20 protein-coding genes and 1 tRNA gene are annotated in these 18,924 nt (G+C 71.8%); 12 read left to right on the top strand and 9 right to left on the bottom strand.

Going from position 1 to position 18,924, the window contains the following annotated elements; genetic code table 11:
- Nucleotides 1-315 precede the first annotated feature (315 nt).
- The gene (locus tag ACIRHA_RS38020; RefSeq protein ID WP_403855485.1) at nucleotides 316-1,701 is read left to right on the top strand and encodes an MFS transporter; all 1,386 of its coding nucleotides are present in this window, start codon (nucleotides 316-318) and stop codon (nucleotides 1,699-1,701) included.
- Nucleotides 1,702-1,786: 85 nt separating this feature from the next.
- The gene (locus ACIRHA_RS38015) at nucleotides 1,787-2,473 is read left to right on the top strand and encodes an O-methyltransferase (protein WP_403855483.1); all 687 of its coding nucleotides are present in this window, start codon (nucleotides 1,787-1,789) and stop codon (nucleotides 2,471-2,473) included.
- Here the strand turns inward: ACIRHA_RS38015 and ACIRHA_RS38010 are convergent.
- Complete coding sequence (locus ACIRHA_RS38010) at nucleotides 2,458-2,865, bottom strand: hypothetical protein (RefSeq protein ID WP_403855657.1); 408 nt, start codon at nucleotides 2,863-2,865, stop codon at nucleotides 2,458-2,460. The genes ACIRHA_RS38015 and ACIRHA_RS38010 overlap by 16 nt on opposite strands.
- An 88-nt stretch (nucleotides 2,866-2,953) precedes the next feature.
- Between ACIRHA_RS38010 and ACIRHA_RS38005 the strand changes: the two genes are divergently transcribed.
- Both ACIRHA_RS38005 and ACIRHA_RS38000 read left to right on the top strand, forming a co-directional pair.
- Nucleotides 2,954-3,379, top strand: coding sequence for a DUF1992 domain-containing protein (locus ACIRHA_RS38005; protein ID WP_403855481.1), 426 nt, complete (start codon nucleotides 2,954-2,956; stop codon nucleotides 3,377-3,379).
- A 25-nt stretch (nucleotides 3,380-3,404) separates the two neighbouring features.
- Nucleotides 3,405-3,728, top strand: coding sequence for an antibiotic biosynthesis monooxygenase (locus ACIRHA_RS38000; RefSeq protein WP_326023400.1), 324 nt, complete (start codon nucleotides 3,405-3,407; stop codon nucleotides 3,726-3,728).
- A gap of 366 nt (nucleotides 3,729-4,094) precedes the next feature.
- On the opposite strand, the gene ACIRHA_RS37995 is transcribed toward ACIRHA_RS38000, so the two are convergent.
- Nucleotides 4,095-4,649 carry a hypothetical protein gene (locus ACIRHA_RS37995; RefSeq protein ID WP_403855479.1) on the bottom strand — a complete coding sequence of 185 codons (555 nt, stop codon included), beginning with the start codon at nucleotides 4,647-4,649 and terminating at the stop codon, nucleotides 4,095-4,097.
- Between the two features lie 5 nt (nucleotides 4,650-4,654).
- A complete protein-coding gene (locus ACIRHA_RS37990; RefSeq protein WP_403855477.1) occupies nucleotides 4,655-5,308 on the bottom strand; it encodes a hypothetical protein in 654 nt (217 codons plus the stop codon).
- Nucleotides 5,309-5,489: 181 nt separating this feature from the next.
- On the opposite strand from ACIRHA_RS37990, the gene ACIRHA_RS37985 reads away from it, so the two are divergent.
- A complete protein-coding gene (locus ACIRHA_RS37985; protein WP_403855475.1) occupies nucleotides 5,490-6,044 on the top strand; it encodes a GNAT family N-acetyltransferase in 555 nt (184 codons plus the stop codon).
- On the opposite strand, the gene ACIRHA_RS37980 is transcribed toward ACIRHA_RS37985, so the two are convergent.
- Nucleotides 5,971-8,043, bottom strand: coding sequence for a DHA2 family efflux MFS transporter permease subunit (locus ACIRHA_RS37980; RefSeq protein ID WP_403855473.1), 2,073 nt, complete (start codon nucleotides 8,041-8,043; stop codon nucleotides 5,971-5,973). The genes ACIRHA_RS37985 and ACIRHA_RS37980 overlap by 74 nt on opposite strands.
- A gap of 254 nt (nucleotides 8,044-8,297) precedes the next feature.
- Here ACIRHA_RS37980 and ACIRHA_RS37975 point away from each other — a divergent pair, with 254 nt between their 5' ends.
- The gene (locus ACIRHA_RS37975; protein ID WP_403855471.1) at nucleotides 8,298-9,134 is read left to right on the top strand and encodes a peptidoglycan-binding protein; all 837 of its coding nucleotides are present in this window, start codon (nucleotides 8,298-8,300) and stop codon (nucleotides 9,132-9,134) included.
- 50 nt (nucleotides 9,135-9,184) lie between these two features.
- Here the strand turns inward: ACIRHA_RS37975 and ACIRHA_RS37970 are convergent, their stop codons facing one another.
- Both ACIRHA_RS37970 and ACIRHA_RS37965 read right to left on the bottom strand, forming a co-directional pair.
- Nucleotides 9,185-9,862, bottom strand: a complete 678-nt coding sequence (locus tag ACIRHA_RS37970; RefSeq protein WP_403855469.1) for an HAD-IA family hydrolase — start codon at nucleotides 9,860-9,862, stop codon at nucleotides 9,185-9,187.
- Between the two features lie 164 nt (nucleotides 9,863-10,026).
- The gene (locus ACIRHA_RS37965; protein ID WP_403855467.1) at nucleotides 10,027-10,773 is read right to left on the bottom strand and encodes a DUF4142 domain-containing protein; all 747 of its coding nucleotides are present in this window, start codon (nucleotides 10,771-10,773) and stop codon (nucleotides 10,027-10,029) included.
- 285 nt (nucleotides 10,774-11,058) lie between these two features.
- Here ACIRHA_RS37965 and ACIRHA_RS37960 point away from each other — a divergent pair, with 285 nt between their 5' ends.
- The 4 genes from ACIRHA_RS37960 (at nucleotide 11,059) to ACIRHA_RS37945 (ending at nucleotide 16,281) form a co-directional block, all read left to right on the top strand.
- On the top strand, nucleotides 11,059-11,703 hold the full coding sequence (locus ACIRHA_RS37960) for an HNH endonuclease family protein (protein WP_403855655.1): 645 nt from the start codon (nucleotides 11,059-11,061) through the stop codon (nucleotides 11,701-11,703).
- 130 nt (nucleotides 11,704-11,833) lie between these two features.
- Nucleotides 11,834-13,468 carry an alkaline phosphatase D family protein gene (locus ACIRHA_RS37955; protein WP_403855465.1) on the top strand — a complete coding sequence of 545 codons (1,635 nt, stop codon included), beginning with the start codon at nucleotides 11,834-11,836 and terminating at the stop codon, nucleotides 13,466-13,468.
- A gap of 314 nt (nucleotides 13,469-13,782) precedes the next feature.
- Nucleotides 13,783-15,735 carry an FAD/NAD(P)-binding protein gene (locus tag ACIRHA_RS37950; protein WP_403855463.1) on the top strand — a complete coding sequence of 651 codons (1,953 nt, stop codon included), beginning with the start codon at nucleotides 13,783-13,785 and terminating at the stop codon, nucleotides 15,733-15,735.
- A 96-nt stretch (nucleotides 15,736-15,831) separates the two neighbouring features.
- Nucleotides 15,832-16,281: a DoxX family protein gene (locus ACIRHA_RS37945; protein WP_403855461.1), complete on the top strand. Its 450-nt coding sequence runs from the start codon at nucleotides 15,832-15,834 to the stop codon at nucleotides 16,279-16,281.
- 186 nt (nucleotides 16,282-16,467) lie between these two features.
- Here ACIRHA_RS37945 and ACIRHA_RS37940 read toward each other — a convergent pair whose 3' ends face one another.
- Entirely contained in the window at nucleotides 16,468-16,998 is a 531-nt protein-coding gene (locus ACIRHA_RS37940; protein WP_403855459.1) for a superoxide dismutase family protein, read from the bottom strand.
- Nucleotides 16,999-17,251: 253 nt separating this feature from the next.
- Between ACIRHA_RS37940 and ACIRHA_RS37935 the strand changes: the two genes are divergently transcribed.
- Nucleotides 17,252-17,884 (top strand): DedA family protein, encoded by a 633-nt coding sequence (locus ACIRHA_RS37935; RefSeq protein ID WP_403855457.1) that lies wholly within the window; start codon nucleotides 17,252-17,254, stop codon nucleotides 17,882-17,884.
- 72 nt (nucleotides 17,885-17,956) lie between these two features.
- Here ACIRHA_RS37935 and ACIRHA_RS37930 read toward each other — a convergent pair whose 3' ends face one another.
- The gene (locus ACIRHA_RS37930; RefSeq protein WP_403855455.1) at nucleotides 17,957-18,211 is read right to left on the bottom strand and encodes a DUF2277 domain-containing protein; all 255 of its coding nucleotides are present in this window, start codon (nucleotides 18,209-18,211) and stop codon (nucleotides 17,957-17,959) included.
- A gap of 133 nt (nucleotides 18,212-18,344) precedes the next feature.
- On the opposite strand from ACIRHA_RS37930, the gene ACIRHA_RS37925 reads away from it, so the two are divergent.
- Nucleotides 18,345-18,725 (top strand): hypothetical protein, encoded by a 381-nt coding sequence (locus ACIRHA_RS37925; RefSeq protein WP_403855453.1) that lies wholly within the window; start codon nucleotides 18,345-18,347, stop codon nucleotides 18,723-18,725.
- Nucleotides 18,726-18,759: 34 nt separating this feature from the next.
- Here the strand turns inward: ACIRHA_RS37925 and ACIRHA_RS37920 are convergent.
- Nucleotides 18,760-18,831 (bottom strand) — tRNA-Val (locus ACIRHA_RS37920).
- Nucleotides 18,832-18,924 lie beyond the last annotated feature (93 nt).

Below are 18,924 nucleotides of genomic sequence, written 5' to 3'. Positions count from 1 at the left end.
TCACCGCGCATCCGGTAAGACGCAGGCAACTGCGCCTTTACCTGTCTGTCCACCGGAATTTGACGGGTAGGCAGTGTCTTCGGCCACTTTGTCCAGGCCTTCACACGTGCGGTTCCGCGACATAGATCACAAGAATTTGCATCAGCACCGTGCGAAGGCTTTGACGTTTCCCCAGGCCGGAGGGGCTTTCCTCACGGTGTGGAGTTAACTGAACACTACCCGTTGTGGGTGCGGGCGCCCCTATGGTCGATGCGTCGGCCGTTCCGCGTGAACGGCCGTTGCTCATGTCCCCCACGAAAGGAAGGCGAAGGACCCGTGTCCAGCGCCACTTCCATCGCCCCCAGTACCGGCCGGTCCGACGCCCTCGCGAAGGACCGCACCTCATCCGAGCCCACCGCCACCGACCCCGCGCTGGTCAAGCGCGCGGTCAAGGCGGCAGCCCTCGGCAACGCGATGGAGTGGTTCGACTTCGGCGTCTACGGCTATCTGACCGCGACGCTCGGGCACGTCTTCTTCCCCTCGGCATCGAGCACGGCACAGGTCCTGTCCACGCTCGGCACCTTCGCCGCCGCCTTCCTCGTGCGCCCCCTCGGCGGCGCCTTCTTCGGCCCGCTCGGCGACCGCATCGGCCGTCAGCGCGTCCTCGCCATCACCATGATCATGATGTCGGCGGGCACCTTCGCGATCGGCTTGATCCCGTCGCACGGCGCCATCGGCATCTGGGCCCCGGTGCTGCTGATCGTGGCCCGCATGGTGCAGGGCTTCTCGGCCGGTGGTGAGTACGGCGGTGCCTGCACGTTCATCGCCGAGTACGCGCCCGACAAGCGCCGCGGCTTCTTCGGCTCGTTCCTGGAGCTCGGCACGAACGCCGGTTACGTCGCCGGCGCCGCCCTCGCGACGGTGCTCACGACGACGATGGCCTCCGACGACCTCTACAGCTGGGGCTGGCGCATCCCGTTCCTGATCGCGGGCCCGATCGGTCTGGTCGGTCTCTACGTCCGGATGAAGCTGGAGGAGACGCCGGCGTTCCAGAAGCTGGCGGACGAGGCCGAGGCGAAGGAGAAGTCCTTCCCGAAGCCGAAGCTCAAGGAGATGTTCGTCGGCAACGCGAAGCCGATGTTCCTGTGCATCGCGCTGGTCCTGGTCTTCAACGTGACCGACTACATGCTGCTCTCCTACATGCCGACGTTCCTGAGCGAGGAGCTGAACTACGACGCCACGCACGGCACGCTGATCCTGATCGGCGTGATGCTGCTGATGATGGTCGTGCAGCTCCCGATGGGTCTCGCCAACGACCGCTTCGGCCACCGCTGGGTGATCGGCATCGGCTGCGCCGGCTTCCTCGCGCTGTCCGTCCCCGCCATCCTGCTGATCCAGCAGGGCTCCACGTGGGCGATCGCGCTCGGCCTGGCCGCGCTCGGCCTGCTGCTCGTCTCCTTCACCTCGTCGATGCCCTCGACGCTGCCCGCGCTGTTCGACACGAAGGTCCGCTACGGCTCCCTGGCCGTCAGCTTCAACCTGTCCGTCTCCATCTTCGGTGGTACGACGCCGCTGGTCGTGGCCTCCCTCATCGCGGCCACGGGCAACCTGATGATCCCGGCGTACTACATGATGGCCGCGGCCGTCATCGGCGCCGTCGCGGTGTGGCGCATGAAGGAGTCCGCGGGCAAGCCGCTGCCGGGCTCGCCGCCGGCGGTGTGACAGTTCTTCGAGCGGGCGGGGTCCCGGCGGTGTTCATCGCCGCGGCCCCGCCCGCTTTCGCGTTCCCCTGCCTACGCTGACGGCCATGACGACTCAACCGGCACACCCTGAGCCCGAGTCCGCGGCCGCCGTCGACGCCTACCTCGCGAGGCTTCTCGCCCCAGCCGACGAGGCCCTGGCGGCCGCACTCGTCGACAGCGAGGCGGCGGGCCTGCCCGCCATCAACGTCTCGCCCACCAACGGGAAACTGCTGCACCTGATCGCCCGCGTCCAGGGCGCCCGCCGGATCCTGGAGATCGGCACGCTCGGCGGTTACAGCACGATCTGGCTGGCCCGCGCGCTGCCCGCCGACGGGGCCCTGATCACGCTGGAGTACAGCGACCGGCACGCCGAGGTGGCCCGCGCCAACATCGCCCGAGCGGGCCTGGACAAGGTGGTCGAGGTCCGGGTGGGCGCGGCGCTCGACTCGCTGCCGCGCCTCGCCGAGGAGGGCAGCGACTTCGACCTCGTCTTCATCGACGCGGACAAGGTCAACAACCCGCACTACCTGGAGTGGGCGCTGCGCATGACGCACCCGGGCAGCGTGATCGTCGTCGACAACGTGGTGCGCGGCGGCCGCGTGACGAACCCCGACTCCACGGAGGGCGACGTCGTCGGCACCCGCGCCGCGCTCCAACTCCTGGCTGATCACCCGAGGCTGGACGCGACGGCGATCCAGACGGTGGGCGCGAAGGGGCACGACGGCTTCGCGCTCGCCTACGTCAGTTCGTGACAGAAGCCGACGTGCACGCTGCGCGGCCCGCTCCGGTCGACCACGAGCACGTCACCCCAGGAGCCGCGCGGCAGCGTCACCACCCCGCCGTACGTGACGAGTTGCCCCATCCCCTGCCCCTGCGGCCCGAACCGCAACCGGACCTCCGAGGCGGGGTCGTCCTGCGAGCCGCGCAGCCAGAACAGGACCCACTCGCCTTCAGGGCCGCACCGGAACTCCAGGTGCACCCGCGACACGAACAGCCAGTCATCCGGAGTCACGAGCCGGCACACGCTCGCGTCGCGGCCGACCCGCAGCACAGATCCCGGCTCGCTCCGGGCGTCGGCCATGGCCATCGCGGCCGTCGCCCCCTCGTCGCCACCGGCCGTGGTGGCCATGGTCAGTTCGAGCACCGCGCTCCCCCTACCCACCGTCGAGCCTTCGTCGCCCGTGGTGACGCGCAGCCTATGGCGCCTCGAACCGCTCTGGGACACTTGCTTCATGACCGAACGAAAACCGCCTGGAGTCAGCTTCGAGTCATTCGTCGACAAGCAGATCCGCGACGCGGAACGACGCGGCGACTTCTCCTCGCTGCCCGGCTCGGGCAAACCCCTCGATTCCTCGGCCGACACCACGTACGACGAGAACTGGTGGATCAAGGGAAAGCTGGCCCGTGAGGGCTTCTCCGTCCTGCCGCCCTCGCTCGCGCTGCGCAAGGAGGCCGAGGACACCCTGGCGGCGCTGCCCAAGGCCCCGTCGGAACGGGTCGTGCGCGGCATGCTCACCGAACTCAACGACAAGATCCGCGACATGATGTTCAAGCCGCCGCCAGGACCACCGCTCGGCCTGAAGCCCTACACGCCCGAAGAGATCGAGGAACTCGTACGGGAGTGGCGGGAGGCGCGGCCGGGCCGCGAGTCGGCCTGAGAGGTCGCTGAGGCACGATGGACGCATGAGCATCGTGAAGATCAACGCACTCACCGTTCCCGAAGAGCAGCGGGAAGTCCTCGAGAAGCGCTTCGGCGCGCGGGCCGGCTCCGTCGAGAACTCCGACGGGTTCGAGTGGTTCGAGCTGCTGCGCCCGATCGAGGGCACCGACCAGTACCTCGTCTACACCCGCTGGCGCGACGAGGCCGCCTTCCAGGCCTGGATGGAGGGGCCCATGAAGGCGGCCCACCAGGGCCCGCAGGGCGGTGACCGGCCGAAGCCGGCCGCGAGCGGGTCCACGGTGTGGTCGTTCGAGGTCGTGCAGCAGGCGGCGCCGAAGACGGCGTAACGCCTCCGGGGTGACCGGGATCGGTCGGCCCCGGCCCCTTGACCTGCTGTTCGAGGGCTCGCCCGGTGGCCCGGGGCCGGACCGGTCACCTCCGGGGGTGAAGCTCCGGGCTCTCCCGTCGGTCTGACGCCGCCCCGGGCATCGGCTCAATGCCGACTCGGGCGCGCCCTACCGCCTCCGCGTCCTTCGCCCCCTTCCCACCCACCCGCCCCCTCCGGGGGCTCCCGCTCCGACGGGGCCGGCCCGGAGGGGGCCGACGGGGAACGGCCCCCGACCGGGCACGAGGCGCGGCCCGACGGCGGCGCGGCCCGACGGCGGGCCGGAGCCCGTCAAGTCCAGGCTCCGGCCCGCCCAGGGGCCCACGACTCACAGCCTCAGCAGGCGCTCCGCCGTTTCCCGGTAGTCCTGGAGGGCCAGGCGGAGCCGCTCCGTGTCCTCCGTCGAGCCCTGCCAGGACGTGCGCAGGGTGCGGCGGTGGCCCGCGAGGGTTTCCGTGAGGCGGGCCGTCAGGTCCTCCAGGACGTGGTCGGCCTCCTCCACGGCCGCGCGCGGCTCGTCGACGAAGCCGGTGAGCGCGTGCCGCAGCCGCCCTTCGAGCTCATCGCGCTCACCCGTGGGGACGAGGCCGGAGCGCCCTCCGGAACGTATCCCGCCCTCGGGACCGACCTGGCCACCTGCCGCCGGGCCCATGTCACGGCCCGCCGCGAAGTCCGCGCGACGGCCGGCCCCGCGGTCCACCATGGGGTCCGTGTCACGCCCCGCCCGCCGGTCCGCCACGGGGTCCGTTTCGCGGCCGGTTCCGCGGTCCGCGTCAGGGGCCGCCAGGGGATCCGCCTCGCGGCCCGCCCGCCGGCCCGCCGTGGGATCCACGGCGATCCCCTTGTCGACCCCGTCGGCCTCGGCCCGTCGGATGTCCGTCATGGCCCTCAACTCCCCTTCGCCAGACGTCCCTTGAAAACGCCGGGCCGCTTGTCGCGGTGCTGGTGCGCGGGCCCGTCCGTGGTGCGGGCGCGGGCCGTCGCGCGGTCCGGGCCGACGAGTTCGTCGAAGAGCGGCCGGGCCTCGACCAGCGCCTCGCGGAGCTCCTCCGTACCGGCCCTGCTCTCGTCCGCGCGGCCCGTGCGGGCGTGCGCCGCGCGGTGCACGCGCCGGTAGCCGTGCACGTGCGGGCCGTGGTGGACGGAGAGCGCGTCGAGCTGCTCGTCGTAGCGGCCGCCGTCCGGGAAGCCGCGCTCGTGCGCCAGGTCGGCGAGGAGCAGATCCGCCTCGGCGACGGCGACGTCCGGGGACTCGACGAACCGTTCCTGGGCGTCGGCCCAGCGCGCCAGATAACGCTCGCGGGCGACGGGGTCCAGCGGCCTCTCGCGCAGCGCTCCGTGCCGGCGCACGCGTTCGGCCAGCTCGCGCTCGGCGGCCCTGGTGTCACCGTCGTGCCGCGCCACGGCCCGCTCGTACTCGGGCCCGAACCTGCGCCGCAGCCCGCGTCCGCCACGGGGTGCGGTCCGCGCGGCGAAGACCCCGGCCGCGACGACGATCACGACCCCCACCACGATCAGAGCGATGATCAAGCCTGTGGACATGACTGCCTTCCCTCAACTGTGGCTGTTCCACGCCGAGTTGCCCTGACGGTCCACCTGAAACAGATCCCGGCCCACCGGGACTGCCGGTCACACCACGGGGCTCCGCTGTACAAACGCCGCAGGGGCCGGATACGGGTAATCCCGCTTGCGCCCGGCCGCCCCACCGGCCTCACCATGTCCCATGAACATCACGTCCTGGACCGTCACCCCGGAGCCGTACGACTCCCCCGCCGCGGCCGTGCTCTGGCGCGCGTACTACACAGAGGTGAGCGACCGCTGGTATCTGCTGCACGAGGGACACGCGTCGGACCCGGTCGAGTTGGAGCGGGCGATCGCCGCCGAGTCGGGCTCCGAACTGGCGCCGCCGCGCGGCCGGTTGCTGCTCGCGCGGTACGCGGGCGAGCCCGCGGGGACGGCGGGCGTACGGCTTGTGGACGCGGTCACGGCCGAGCTCACGCGGGTCTACGTCACCGAGGAGCTGCGCGGCAAGGGCGGCGCAGCTCTCCTGGTGGCCGCCGCGGAGGACGCGGCCCGCGCGCTCGGCGCCACCGCGATCCGCCTCGACACCCGCAGCGACCTGGTGGAGGCGCGGTCCCTGTACGCGCGGCTCGGCTACGAGGAGACGGCGCCGCACAACGACGACGTCTACGCCGAGCACTGGTTCAGGAAGCCGCTGGCGCCGCCCCCGCCGCCGCGTGCGGCCGCTCCTCGTCCGAGCCGCACATCTCCCTGTTGAGGTCGGAGACCAGCTGGACGAGGTCGCGGGGGCGGTCCGGGCCCCACCAGTCGCCGAGCAGTTCGGCGAGGGACTCCTCGCGGGCCCGCGAGAGGCGTTCGGCGACCGCGCGGCCCTCGTCGGTGAGGATCAGGTCGGGGCCCTCGCGCACGGCGAGGCGGCGCTCCTCGACCTGCCGGGCCGCGTCGAGGATCACGGGCAGCGGGATCGCCGTGTACTCGGCGAGCACGCCCGGCTCGGCCCACCCGTTGCGATGCGTGCGCAGGACCAGCCAGCTCGCCGCGGGCAGCAGGTCGTAGCCGGCCTTGGCGGTGATCTTCTCGTACACCTCGCGGCGCCCCTCGCGGCTGCCGAGCGTGGACAGGGCGCGCGCCGCCTCGTCGTACGAGGAGCGCTGGACGGGGTTGCTGGCGAGCGTCTCGGTGACGTCGGGCGCGGTGACCGAGCCGCGCAGCGGGTCCTCGTGCAGCAGCAGCGCGAGCGCGAAGGCGAGCAGCGTGACGGGGACCGCGTACAGGAAGACGTCGGTGATGGACGTGGAGTAGGCGTGGATGACCGGCGCCCGGATATCCGGCGGGAGGGAGGCGATGCCGCGCGGGTCGGCGCCGAGCGAGTCCGGGGTGACGCCCGGTGGCAGCTGCCGTCCGGCGAGGGCGTCGCCGAGCCTGCTGCCGAGCTGGTTCGCGAAGATCGTGCCGAAGATCGCCACACCGAACGAGGCGCCGATGGAGCGGAAGAACGTGGCACCCGATGTGGCCACGCCCAGATCCTCGTACGGGACGGCGTTCTGCACGATCAGGACCAGGACCTGCATGACGAGGCCGAGGCCCGCGCCGAAGACGAAGAAGTACAGGCTCATGACGCCCGTGGCCGTGTGCTCGTCCATGTTGTGCAGGAGCAGCAGCCCGATCAGGGTGAGGGCCGTGCCGGCGACCGGGAACATCTTCCAGCGCCCGGTGCGGCTGACGACCTGCCCGGACAGGGTGGTCGACAGCAGGATGCCGAAGACCATGGGGAGCATGTGCACGCCCGACATGGTCGGCGTGACACCCTGCACGACCTGCAGGAACGTCGGCAGGTACGTCATCGCGCCGAACATCGCGAAGCCGATGACGAAGCTGATGATCGCGGAGAGGGTGAAGGTGCGGACCCGGAACAGGCGCATCGGCAGGACCGGTTCCTGCGCCCTGAACTCGACGAACACGAAGGCGATCCCGAGGACGACGCCCAGGATCGCGAGACCGATGATCTGCGGCGAGCCCCACGCCCATGTGGTGCCGCCGAGCGAGGCGACCAGGACGAGGCAGGTGGCGACGGAGGCGACGAGGAACGTGCCGAGGTAGTCGATACGGTGCTTGGTGGAGCGGACCGGGATGTGCAGGGCGGCGGCGATCACGAGGAGCGCGACGACGCCGATCGGCAGATTGACGTAGAAGACCCAGCGCCAGCTCAGGTGCTCGGTGAAGAGTCCGCCGAGCAGCGGCCCGAGGACGCTCGTCGCACCGAACACGGCGCCGAAGAGGCCCTGGTACTTGCCTCGCTCACGCGGCGAGACGATATCGCCGACGATCGCCATGGACAGCACCATCAACCCGCCGCCGCCCAGGCCCTGCAGAGCACGGAAGCCGATCAACTGGCCCATGTTCTGCGAGAGTCCGCAGAGCGCCGAGCCCACCAGGAAGATCAGGATGGCGAGTTGGAAGAGCTTCTTGCGCCCGTACTGGTCGCCGAGTTTCCCCCAGAGCGGGGTCGCCGCCGTCGCGGCGAGCATGTACGCGGTGACGACCCAGGACAGATGCTCCAGGCCGCCCAGATCGCTGACGATGGTCGGCAGGGCCGTCGACACGATCGTCTGGTCGAGCGAGGCAAGCAGCATGCCGAGCAGCAGCGCGCCGATCGACACGAGGACGCCGCCGGACTTGGCGTTCTCCCTGGGCGCGGCGGGCGCTCCGCGACCGCTGTCCCCGGGCCCCACGCTCTCGATGTCCTGGCTGCTCATGACCGCCTCCGAAGCCGGCCCGGCACGAACGCGGCCGGGTGCTTGGTACTTCCCATCCTGGTAGGTGTGACCAGGTTTGGCCTGTTGAGTCATGCGGCGCGGGAAGTTTTACGCGGCGGTGTCCGGTCACGGTGTGCACATGGGCGCTGACGAGGGTTTATGGGACCGGCGCTGCGGGCGGGTCCCATGGGTCTGCATAATGCGCTGCAGCGACCTGGCGGGGGGCCGGAGCGCTCGGAGGGGGTTCGGCAGCGGTGAGTGAAGAACGTCGTACGTGTCCGGAGTGCGGGACCGCGGAGGGTCCCGACGGCGCACCGTCCTGCGCCTGCGAGCCGGAAGCCTTCGCTCCGCTCCGCGTCCGCCCCTACGTCTCGCTGTCGGAGCCCTCACAGCCGACGCCGCCGCGGGCCGCCGACCCGTACGCGTATCCGCCACCGCCCGCGCACACCCCGGACGACGAAGAAGAGCCGGCGCCGGACGAGCCGGCCAGGCACGGCCGGATGCTGCTGCTCTCCGCGGTCACGGGCGTGCTGAGTGTGGCGACCCTGGTGACGGTGCTGATCACGTCACCGGGCGACGACGGGGCCTCGGCCTCCGACACCACGGCCGCGAAAGCGACGGCGATGACGCTCGCCCCGTCCCGCTCGGCGACCCCCACCACGCGCTCCGCGTCCCCGTCGGCGAAGAGTTCCCCGGCCGCCCCGCCCTCACCCACGCACTCCCGGACGCTCACGGCGTCGCCCACCCCGACCCGCGAGAAGCCCGACACGGAGCGCAAGGAACGCAGGACCCCGTCCCCCTCGGCTTCCCGCACGACGTCGTCGACACCGACGGAGGAGACGACCCTGCGCAGGGGCGACAGCGGCCACGAGGTCGCCGAACTCCAGTGGCGCCTCAAGCAGTTGAACCTCTACGTGGGTGAAATCACCGGCGACTTCGACAGCCCCACGGAAACCGCGGTCGGCACCTACCAATACTCCCGCGGCATCACCACCGACAAGCACGGCGAATACGGCCCGTCGACGCGCACAGCTCTTGAGCGGGAGACGGGTGGGCGTAAGGGGCGCGGGGAACTGCGCGCGCAACCGTGAGTAGGCGAATCCCGCGCCGGGGCTCAGCCTCTGTGGCCCAGGGCAAAACGTCACCCCAGGTGCAGCGCGACTCCCCCGTCGGCCAGAACCTCAACCCGTACCGCCGAAAGATCCGGCACACACACGGTCGCCCCCTGCGACACGGCCCGGGGCCCGACCCCCACAACCCGCATCCCCGCGGAGCGCCCCGCCGCGATTCCCGCCCCCGAGTCCTCGAAGACCACGCAGTCCGCCGGATCGACACCCAGCTCGGCGGCGCCCTTCAGGAACCCCTCGGGATCGGGCTTGCTGGCCCCCACGTTCTCCGCGGTCACCCGCACCGCCGGGTACGCGAGCCCCGCCGCCCCCATCCGCGCCGTCGAGAGCGCGAGGTCGGCCGAGGTGACGAGGGCGTGCGAAACGCCGCCCGCGACCAGCGACTCCAGGAAGCGCGGAGCGCCCGGCACGGCGACGACGCCCTCGACGTCGGAGGTCTCCTCGGCGAGCATGCGCGCGTTGTCCGCGTAGTTCTCCTCCATCGGCCGCTCGGGGAGCAGCTCGGCCAGCGTGGCGTGGGCCTGGCGGCCGTGCGCGACGGCGAGGACCTGCTCGGCGTCGAATCCATGGGCGGCCGCCCAGCGCCGCCAGATCCGCTCCACGACAGCGTCGGAGTTGACGAGGGTGCCGTCCATGTCGAGGAGGAGTGCGCGCGCCTTGAGAACAGTGGGCACCGTGGGCGTGGCCGTCATCGGCGGGCTCCAGACCTGCGGAGGCGTAAGAGGGACAAGGCGGCCCCGCCCGCTGGTCAGGGTTGAACGGGCGGGTGCCACTTTGTTTCTTCACGATACAAAAACTCCCCCGAAGATCGCCACCCGCCCCCCTCACGCCCCGCCGACACCCCCGTCGTCGCAGCTCAGCCCGTCGTCGGCGGCGACGACGGGAACGTCTTCGTGTACGGATTCGGCAGCCCAGGCGGTGCGATCAGCGCGACCTGCGGAGCTCCGGGCTGCGGCACCGGCGGGGTCATCTGCGCCTTCGGGACCCGTGGCGGTCCGGTCTGCTCGGCGAGGGCCTGGTCCATGTTGACGAGCCCGGTCTTCTCCAGGACCTCCATGTGGTCGCGCACGACGTCGTTGGCCTCGTTCGCGAGCCGCCGTATCTCGGCGTTCTGCGTGGTGGCCCGGATATTGCTGATGGCCGGGAAGATCTGCCCGTGCGTGACGCGCATGATGTTCGACGCCGTGGAGTCGAACTCCTTGCCGCGCTTGGACTCCACCGTCGCCACGAACTGCTGCTGCTGCGGCGTGGGTTGATTGGGCAGGGTGATGCCCAGATCCTGGGAGATCTTGCGGCAACTGGCGTCCAGCAGGGAGTGCCCGACGACGAGGTGCTGCCCGGCCGTCTTCATCTCCGGCGTCGTACCCCGCTTCAACACCTCCCGGCCCAAAGGGAATTCCCACAGCCCGGCCGACCTGACCTTGACCACGAAGTCCCGGTCGGCCTCGGTGAGCGGGCCCCAGCGGGTGCTGCCGACGACGCGCGCCTGCGTCGTGGTCGTGTTCTGCACGCCGAGCATGGCGGGGTAGGCCAGGGCCGAGACGGTCACGATCAACGCGCCGATCACGAAGAGGTTTCCGGCCGTGGAGCGCGAGAGTCGCATGGTGCCTCCAGTCGCGAACAAGGGATACCGGAAGGTACGGACGAGAGCCCCGGTGCGATCAGCGCTCGACGAAAATCCCCACGTTGTTTTTCACGCCCGGCCCCGGCCAACTCCTGTTTTGCCGGGCCTACTTGTGATCGACCCCCTGGCCCGCCACCATATTGACGCGACCCTGCCACACGGAGCGCCCCACAGCACACGGTGCGGCAGGCCTGCCCCTGGACCTCGTAACTCCACCCCCACATCAAGGGAGTTCACATGCGCCCCACCTCGACCTCGCGCCGCATACGCCCGGTCTACGCGCGTCGATCCTCGTTCGCCGCGGCCGCCACCGGCGTCACCGCCCTCGCCCTGCTGCTCGCCACGCCGTCCGCCCAGGCCGCGCCGCCCACCCCCGTCAGCGCCGCCACCGCCCGTACGTACCTCGGCGAGCTGACGGAGAAGGCGGAAGGTTCCTCCGACGGCTACAGCCGCGAGAAGTTCCCGCACTGGATCACCCAGTCCGGCGCCTGCAACACCCGCGAGGAGGTCCTCAAGCGAGACGGCAAGGACGTCCAGACGGGCTCCGACTGCGCGGCGACGTCGGGGAGTTGGTACTCGGAGTACGACGGCGAGACCTGGACGGCCTCCGGCGATGTCGACATCGACCACGTCGTCCCGCTGTCCGAGGCGTGGAAGTCGGGCGCGAACTCCTGGACCAACGACGAGCGCCAGGGCTTCGCCAACGACCTCACACGCCCGCAGCTCATCGCGGTCACCGACAACGTCAACCAGTCCAAGGGCGACCAGGACCCCGCCGAGTGGATGCCCTCGCGCACCGAGTACACCTGCACGTATCTGCGGATGTGGGTCCAGGTGAAGCACCACTACGCGCTCAGTGTCGACCCGGCGGAGAAGTCGGCGATCCAGTCGGGGCTCAGCGGCTGCTGAGACCTGGGGTCCGGCCGATTCGGGCGTGCCCGGCCCGGTCGTTATAAGTCTGCCGGAACCGCCCCGCCCCCTCCGACGTTCCGTACCGTACGGGGCCGGAACGTCGGAGGAACGAGCGGGAGGCGATCACGTGGCGAGGCTGCGCCTTGGACCACTGCTGCGGTACGTGGACGAGGAGACGGCGACGGTATGGGTCGAGGCGAACCGGCCCTGCGTCGCCGAGGTGCGCTGCGCGGACGGCGCGTCGGGCAGCGCGCCCACGTTCCAGGTCGAGGGGCACCACTACGCGCTGATCCCGGTCACCGGACTCACTTCCGGCACGGAGACCACGTACGAGGTGATCCTCGACGGCGGCGGGGTCTGGCCGCTGCCGGACTCCCCTTACCCGGCCAGCACCATCCGCACCCCGGCGTACGACTCCGGGGACCCGGTCCGTGTCACCTTCGGCTCGTGCCGCTGGGCGGCTCCGCCCGCCGCCGAGCACGACCCGGTGGGCCCCGACGCCCTCGACACCCTGGCCGCCCGCATCGCCGCGGACCCGGACGCCGAGCGCCCCGACGTCCTCGTACTCCTCGGTGACCAGGTCTACGCGGACGAGACCTCACCGGCGACGCAGGCGTGGCTCGCGCGCCGCCGCGACCTGTCGGAGCCTCCCGGCACCGAGGTCGCGGACTACCAGGAGTACACGCACCTCTACTACGAGTCGTGGCTCGACCCGGAGGTCCGCTGGCTGCTCTCCACGGTCCCCAGCTGCATGATCTTCGACGATCACGACCTGATCGACGACTGGAACACCAGCTCCGCCTGGCTCGCCGACATGCGCGCGGTCCCGTGGTGGCGCGAGCGCCTGCTCAGCGGCCTGATGTCGTACTGGGTGCACCAGCACATGGGCAATCTCTCACCGGCCGAACTGGCGAAGGACCCCGTCTACGAGGCGGTCCGCGCGACCCCCGACGGCACGGACGCCCTACGGGAGTTCGCCGCCCGCGCCGACGCGACTCCGGAGTCGGTCCGCTGGAGCTACCGCCGCGACTTCGGCCGCGTACGGCTGCTGATGGTGGACACGCGGGCGGCCCGCGTCCTCGACGAGCAGAACCGGGCGATGCTCTCCCCCGGCGAGGCAGAGTGGCTGCGCGAGCAGGCCCTCGCGGACCGCGGCACGTACGACCACCTCCTCATCGGCACGTCGCTGCCCTGGCTGCTCCCGCACCTCATCCACGACGCCGAGGAGTGGAACGCGGCGCTGTGCCGGGGTGAACGGGGGCCGCGCTGGGCGCGGTTCGGGGAGGATCTGCGGCGCAGGGCGGACCTGGAGCACTGGGCGGCGTTCCCGAAGTCGTTCGAGGCGCTCGCGGACCTGATCGCGGAGGCGGGCTCGGGGGATGCCGCACCGGCGACCATCTCCGTCCTCTCCGGCGACGTCCACCACGCGTACGTCGCCGAGCCGAGCTGGCCCGCGGGCACGGAGGCCCCGAGCGCCCGCGTCCTCCAACTCACCTGCTCCCCGGTCCACAACTCCGTACCGGCGTCCATACGCGTCGGCTTCCGCTTCGGCTGGAGCCGGTTCGGGCGCCTCCTCGGCCGCCGCTTTGCCCGCCATGCCCGCGCGGGCTCCCCGCACATCACCTGGCGCCGCACAGGCGGCCCCTGGTTCGGCAACCAACTCATGACCCTCACGCTCCGCTCCCGCACCGCAACCCTGACCCTCGACCAGGCGACCGCGGGGCGCGGCCTGATCCGGGCAGACGACCGCCACCTGACGTAACCGTCCCCCACGCCACGGGGCTCCGCTGCTCAATCGCCGCAGGGGCTAGATCGCCTCAATCGCCGGCGGGGCTTGATAGATCAAGCCCCGCCGGCGATTGAGGCGATCTTTTCAGCCCCGCCGGCGTTTGAGGCGCGGGGTCCGGGGCGGAGCCCCGTGGCGTAGGGACGGCCCACCCGCACCGGCCGACGGCCAACCGCACCGGGTGACACCGACCACACCCCCACTGGTCTGCACCACTCCCGGCAGGGAACCGGCATGATGAGCCCACCCGTCCACTTCCCAGCAGCCCCACATGCCTCGGGAGTCCCACCGTGCCCGTCCCCCACCCCGAGCCCGCCCTCGCCATCGTCGGCGCGGGCCCCCGCGGCACCAGCGTCCTGGAACGGCTCACCGCCTCGGCGGACGAGCTCCTCCCGCCCGGGACCCGGCTCACGGTCCACGTGATCGACCCGCACCCACCGGGCGCGGGCGCCGTCTGGCGCACGGACCAGGCACCGGAACTCCTCATGAACACGGTCGCCTCACAGGTCACCCTGTTCACCGACGCCAGCGTCGACTGCTCGGGCCCGATCCACCCGGGCCCGAGCCTGCACGAGTGGGCCGCGCGGCACGACGTACCGGTGGGCCCCGACGCGTACCCCACCCGCGCCCAGTACGGGCGCTACCTGCGCTGGGTGTACGCGGAGACGGTCGCGGCCGCCCCCGCCTCCGTCGAGGTCGTCGCGCACGCCACCCGCGCCGTCCGCCTCGACGACGCCGAGGACGGTCTCCAGGCCCTCACCCTCGCCGACGGCCACCGCCTCACCGGCCTGCACGCGGTCGTCCTCGCCCAGGGCCACCTGCCCGCCGTCGCCACCCCGGCCGAGCACGACCTCGCCGAGTACGCCCGGCGGCACGGCCTGCGCCACCTCCCGCCCGCCAACCCGGCCGAGCTCGACCTGAGCCCCCTGGCCCCCGGCGAACCCGTCCTCCTGCGCGGCCTCGGCCTCAACTTCTTCGACCACATGGCCCTGTTGACGCAAGGCCGCGGCGGGCGCCACGTACGCACGGCGGACGGCGGCCTGCGCTACGTCCCCTCGGGCAACGAGCCCCGCCTGTACGCGGGTTCACGCCGCGGCATCCCGCACCAGGCGCGCGGCGACAACGCCAAGGGAGCGTACGGCCGCCACCGACCCGCCGTACTCACCCCCGACTTGATATCCGGATTCCGCAAGCGGGCCGACTCCGGCGACGCCCCCGACTTCCTCGCCGACATATGGCCACTGGTCGCGAAGGAGGTCGAGACGGTCTACTACGAGACGCTCCTGCGGACACTCCCGCGGACCGCGGACACCCCGCCCCGCACCGCCGGCTCCTTCCGCGAGCGCTTCCTCGCCACACCCCACCGCTCCCGCCAAGAGGCCGCCGTCCTCGGCGAGTTCGGGATACCCGAGGACCTTCTGTGGTCCTGGGACCGCGTCTCCCGCCCCGCCTCGGGCCGCACGTACACCTCTCCCGCCACATGGCGCGCCTGGCTTCTCGGCCATCTTCGCGAGGACGCCGCGCACGCCTCGCTCGGCAACGTGGACGGGCCACTGAAGGCCGCCCTCGACGTGCTGCGCGACCTGCGCAACGAGCTCCGGCTCGTGGTCGACCACGGCGGCCTCGCCGGCGACTCGCGCCGCGACCACCTCGACCGCTGGTACACCCCGCTCAACGCGTTCCTGTCGATCGGCCCGCCCCGGCGACGTATCGAGGAGCTGACCGCGCTGATCGAGGCCGGCGTCCTGACGGTCGTGGGGCCGCGCATGGAGGTGACGGCGCGGGACGGCCGTTTCGTCGCGCACTCGCCCGACGTGCCGGGTTCGACCGTGAGGGTCGCCACACTCGTCGAGGCCCGGCTGCCCGAGCCCGACCTCCGCAGGGCCGCCGACGACCTGCTGGTACGCCTCCTCAAAACCGGCGGCGCCCGGCCGCACACGGTCGACGGGCACGAGACCGGGGGCCTGGACGTCACACCTCGGCCGTACCGCCTGATCAACCGTCAGGGACGAGCGCACGCACGACGGTTCGCCTTCGGAGTACCCACCGAGGGGGTGCACTGGGTGACCGCCGCGGGGGCCCGCCCGGGCGTCGACTCGGTCACCCTCTCCGACGCCGACGCGGTGGCACGCGCGGCCCTGCGCACGGCCGGGGCGGACCCCGCGACGGCCGGGGCGGAGGCCGGTCCGGAGGGTGATCATGGCCGGATGTTGAACTTGCAAGCACTAATTAGGTTCCCCTAATCTTTGGCGCCCCACACCGGTGGCGGCAGCGGCGATGACGGCGCTCCCCGCGCCGGTGCTCTCGGTTTCGTCCCCACCGACCGAAGGAGCCCCACCATGACTGGACGTCTCAACCGCGCCCAGCCCTACGCTCTCGGCCTGTTCCGCATCGTCATAGGCCTGCTCTTCGCCTGCCACGGCGCCGCATCGCTCTTCGGCGTCCTCGGCGGCGCGATGGGCGGCGGCACCGTCGGGACCGGCACCTGGCCGGCCTGGTACGCGGCCGTGATCCAGCTCGTCGGCGGCGGCCTCGTACTGCTCGGCCTCGGCACCCGCTTCGCCGCCTTCGTCGCGTCGGGCTCGATGGCCTACGCGTACTTCAAGATGCACCAGCCCGAGGCCCTGTGGCCGATCCAGAACGGCGGCGAGGCCGCGGCCCTGTTCTGCTGGACGATGCTGCTGCTCGTCTTCACCGGCTCCGGCGCGCTGGGCCTCGACCGCCTCTTCGCCACGCGCGGCGAGCGGGTCGAGGACACGGCGCCGGCGGGCGAGGCCGTCCCGGCCTGAGCCCCTGCGCGTACGACGGCGGGCCCCCCCCCCCCCCCGCCCCCGGGGGGGGGGGCGGGGGGGGGGGGGCCCCCCCCCCCCCCCCCCCCGCCCCCCCCGGCCCCCCCCCGGGGGGCCCGCCCCCCCCGCGCCCCGGGGGGGCGCGGGCCGCCGTCGTACGCGCAGACCCCCTCAGGGAAAGACCCCTCAGGAAACCGAGGTGAACGGCACCGAGACGCACGCCACCCGGTCGCCCGACGCGCCCGGCTTGTCGTGGATCACGATGGAGCCCGCGCCGCCTGGCCGTAGCCCCCACTTCTTGTGCACCTTCGCCCGGCCGTCACCGTTCTCGTCGGCCGTGAAGTCGAGCCAGAGCTCGTTCTCCGCGGTCACCCGCTTCGGATCCACCACGTTCTGGTAGTGCCCGCCCGCCGCCTCGGGGTCGGCGCCGCACGACTTCTGGTGCACGTGCGCCCCGTACTTGTGACCTGGAACGAGCCCTCTCACCCGCATGCTCACGGTCATGCCGGAGTCCGTCCCGTGCTGCGCCACCTGGACCGACGACGCCGGCGGCACGAGGGCCTTGTCGTACGTGAGCGCCGTCGACGCGACGAAGGCGTCGGGCGGCGAGAAGTGCCCCGCCACCCGCACCCAGTAGCTCGTCGTCGCACTGGCGGTGCCGCTGCTCACCGCGAGCACGGCCGCCGCCAGGACACCCGTCACGATTCTTGCCTTCATTTCCGTTCCTTCCGATCACTTGGGGTCACCGGATCCGACCCTCTTCCTCCTTGCGATGACTTTTTGGTACGGGACGTGACCGACCCATCACGGCAGGAACACGCGGGAACGTGAGATCAGGAACAACTGTGCCCCTTTCGCCACTTCAGCCACTTCCGAGGCGTACGCTGTAGAGCTGTCATGTCAGCCGCTCCTTTCGGGAGGGAACGGCCGGAAAGCGCACCGGAACGGTCCTCACGGGAGTAGGCGAACAGTGCTGGAGAGTGTCCTGGGGCCGCTGACCGACAGCTCGTGGATCTACGCGATCGTGGCGCTCTCCGTCGTCTTCGACGTGTTCGTGCCCGTGCTGCCCAGCGGCTTCCTCGTGATCGCCGCGGCCACCGCGACCGCGGGCGGCGCGGCCGCCACCGGCGGTGTGCCGCACCCCAACCTCCCGGACCTGCTCGCCCTCACACTCTGTGCCGCGACGGCCTCGGTCCTCGGCGACCTGGTCGCGTACCGGCTCGCCGCACGCGGCAGCGAGCGCCTGGACCGCGCCCTCGCCCGCTCCCGGCGCCTGCGCACCGCGCAGGAACGTCTCGGCGGGGCGCTCGCGCGCTCCAGTGGCGGGCTGCTCGTGATCATCGCCCGGTTCGCACCCGCGGGCCGCTCGGTCGTCTCCTTCGCGGCGGGCACGGCACACCGCCGCGTCCGCGAGTTCCTGCCGTGGTCCGCGCTCGCGGGCGTGGCCTGGGCCGCGTACAGCGTGGCGCTCGGCTACTTCGGCGCCCAGTGGCTCGGCGCGAGCTGGCTCTCCACCGTCGTCTCGGTCCTCGCCCTGGTGGGCGCGGGCGCGGTGGCGGCGTACGTGATGCGCAGGCCGGTACCGGCGGCCCAGGAGGCCTGAGCGGGACCGGCGAGGCCTGTCCCCGCGCGGCTCAGGGGATCCGAGCCGGGCTCGACGGAATGTCGGGGCGGCTCAGGAGGCCCGAGCGGGCTCCGAGGGCTTGCTCGGTGGCCCGCCGGACCCGCGCACCTCAAGGCCGTCGAGCAGCTCGGCGGTCGCGCGGGCGATGTCGTCCACCGCCCGCTCGAACACCTCGCGGTTGTGCGCGGCCGGCGCCCGGAAGCCGGACACCTTCCGTACGTACTGCAGGGCTGCGGCCCTGATCTCGTCCCCGGTGGCCTCTTCGGGGAGCGCGGGCGGGCGAAGGGTCTTGATGCTGCGGCACATGCCTCCAGTCTGCCGCCGGACGGCGCCCTGCACCCGGCGATCGAACACCGTCGACCACACGTTCGCGTGAACCACCCGATGAAGTACCCGAAGTTGCTCGCACCCTGAATTCGAACAGACGTACCATTGCCGGGTGGCAGCGACCGATGATTCCGACTTCGACTTCCCCGACGACCTCCTCGCGGGCCAGGCCGAGCTGCATCAGATCAGGGCCGAGCTCCTGGCCCTGCTCAAGCGGCTCCCCTGGTCGGTCGAGCCCCACGACGCCGTCATGGACACCCAGGGCTGGCGCAAAATGGAGCGCGCGGCCTCGCCCGGCTGGAGCGAGGACGATCAGGCGGAGGTCGAGAAACTCCGCAGGCGCGAGCTGGAACTGGCCGTCTTCGTGACGTGCCATCGGTACTGGTCCGAACTGACGGGCGGCGACGCGGTGCGGGCCCGCGCCCGCCTCAAGCACGTGCACGACGAGCCCGCACGCGACGACCCCGGGAACGACGAAGGCCCCCGGGCTTGATCACCTGAGGGCCTTCGTTCAACACGCTTCACGGTGGGCGCGGACGGTTTCGAACCGCCGACATTCTGCTTGTAAGGCAGACGCTCTACCCCTGAGCTACGCGCCCGTGATCCCGGCGCACCGCCAGGACGAGTCGACAGCCTACCTTGCCGACGCCCATGCTCGGCAAACAGGGACCGCCCCGGCCGACGTGCGGGAA

It is taken from the genome of Streptomyces sp. NPDC102360 (assembly GCF_044766085.1).
In the GTDB taxonomy this organism is placed as follows: Bacteria; Actinomycetota; Actinomycetes; order Streptomycetales; family Streptomycetaceae; genus Streptomyces.
Note: the sequence above shows the minus strand (reverse complement) of the source record. Positions and strands in the feature narration are given on the sequence as shown.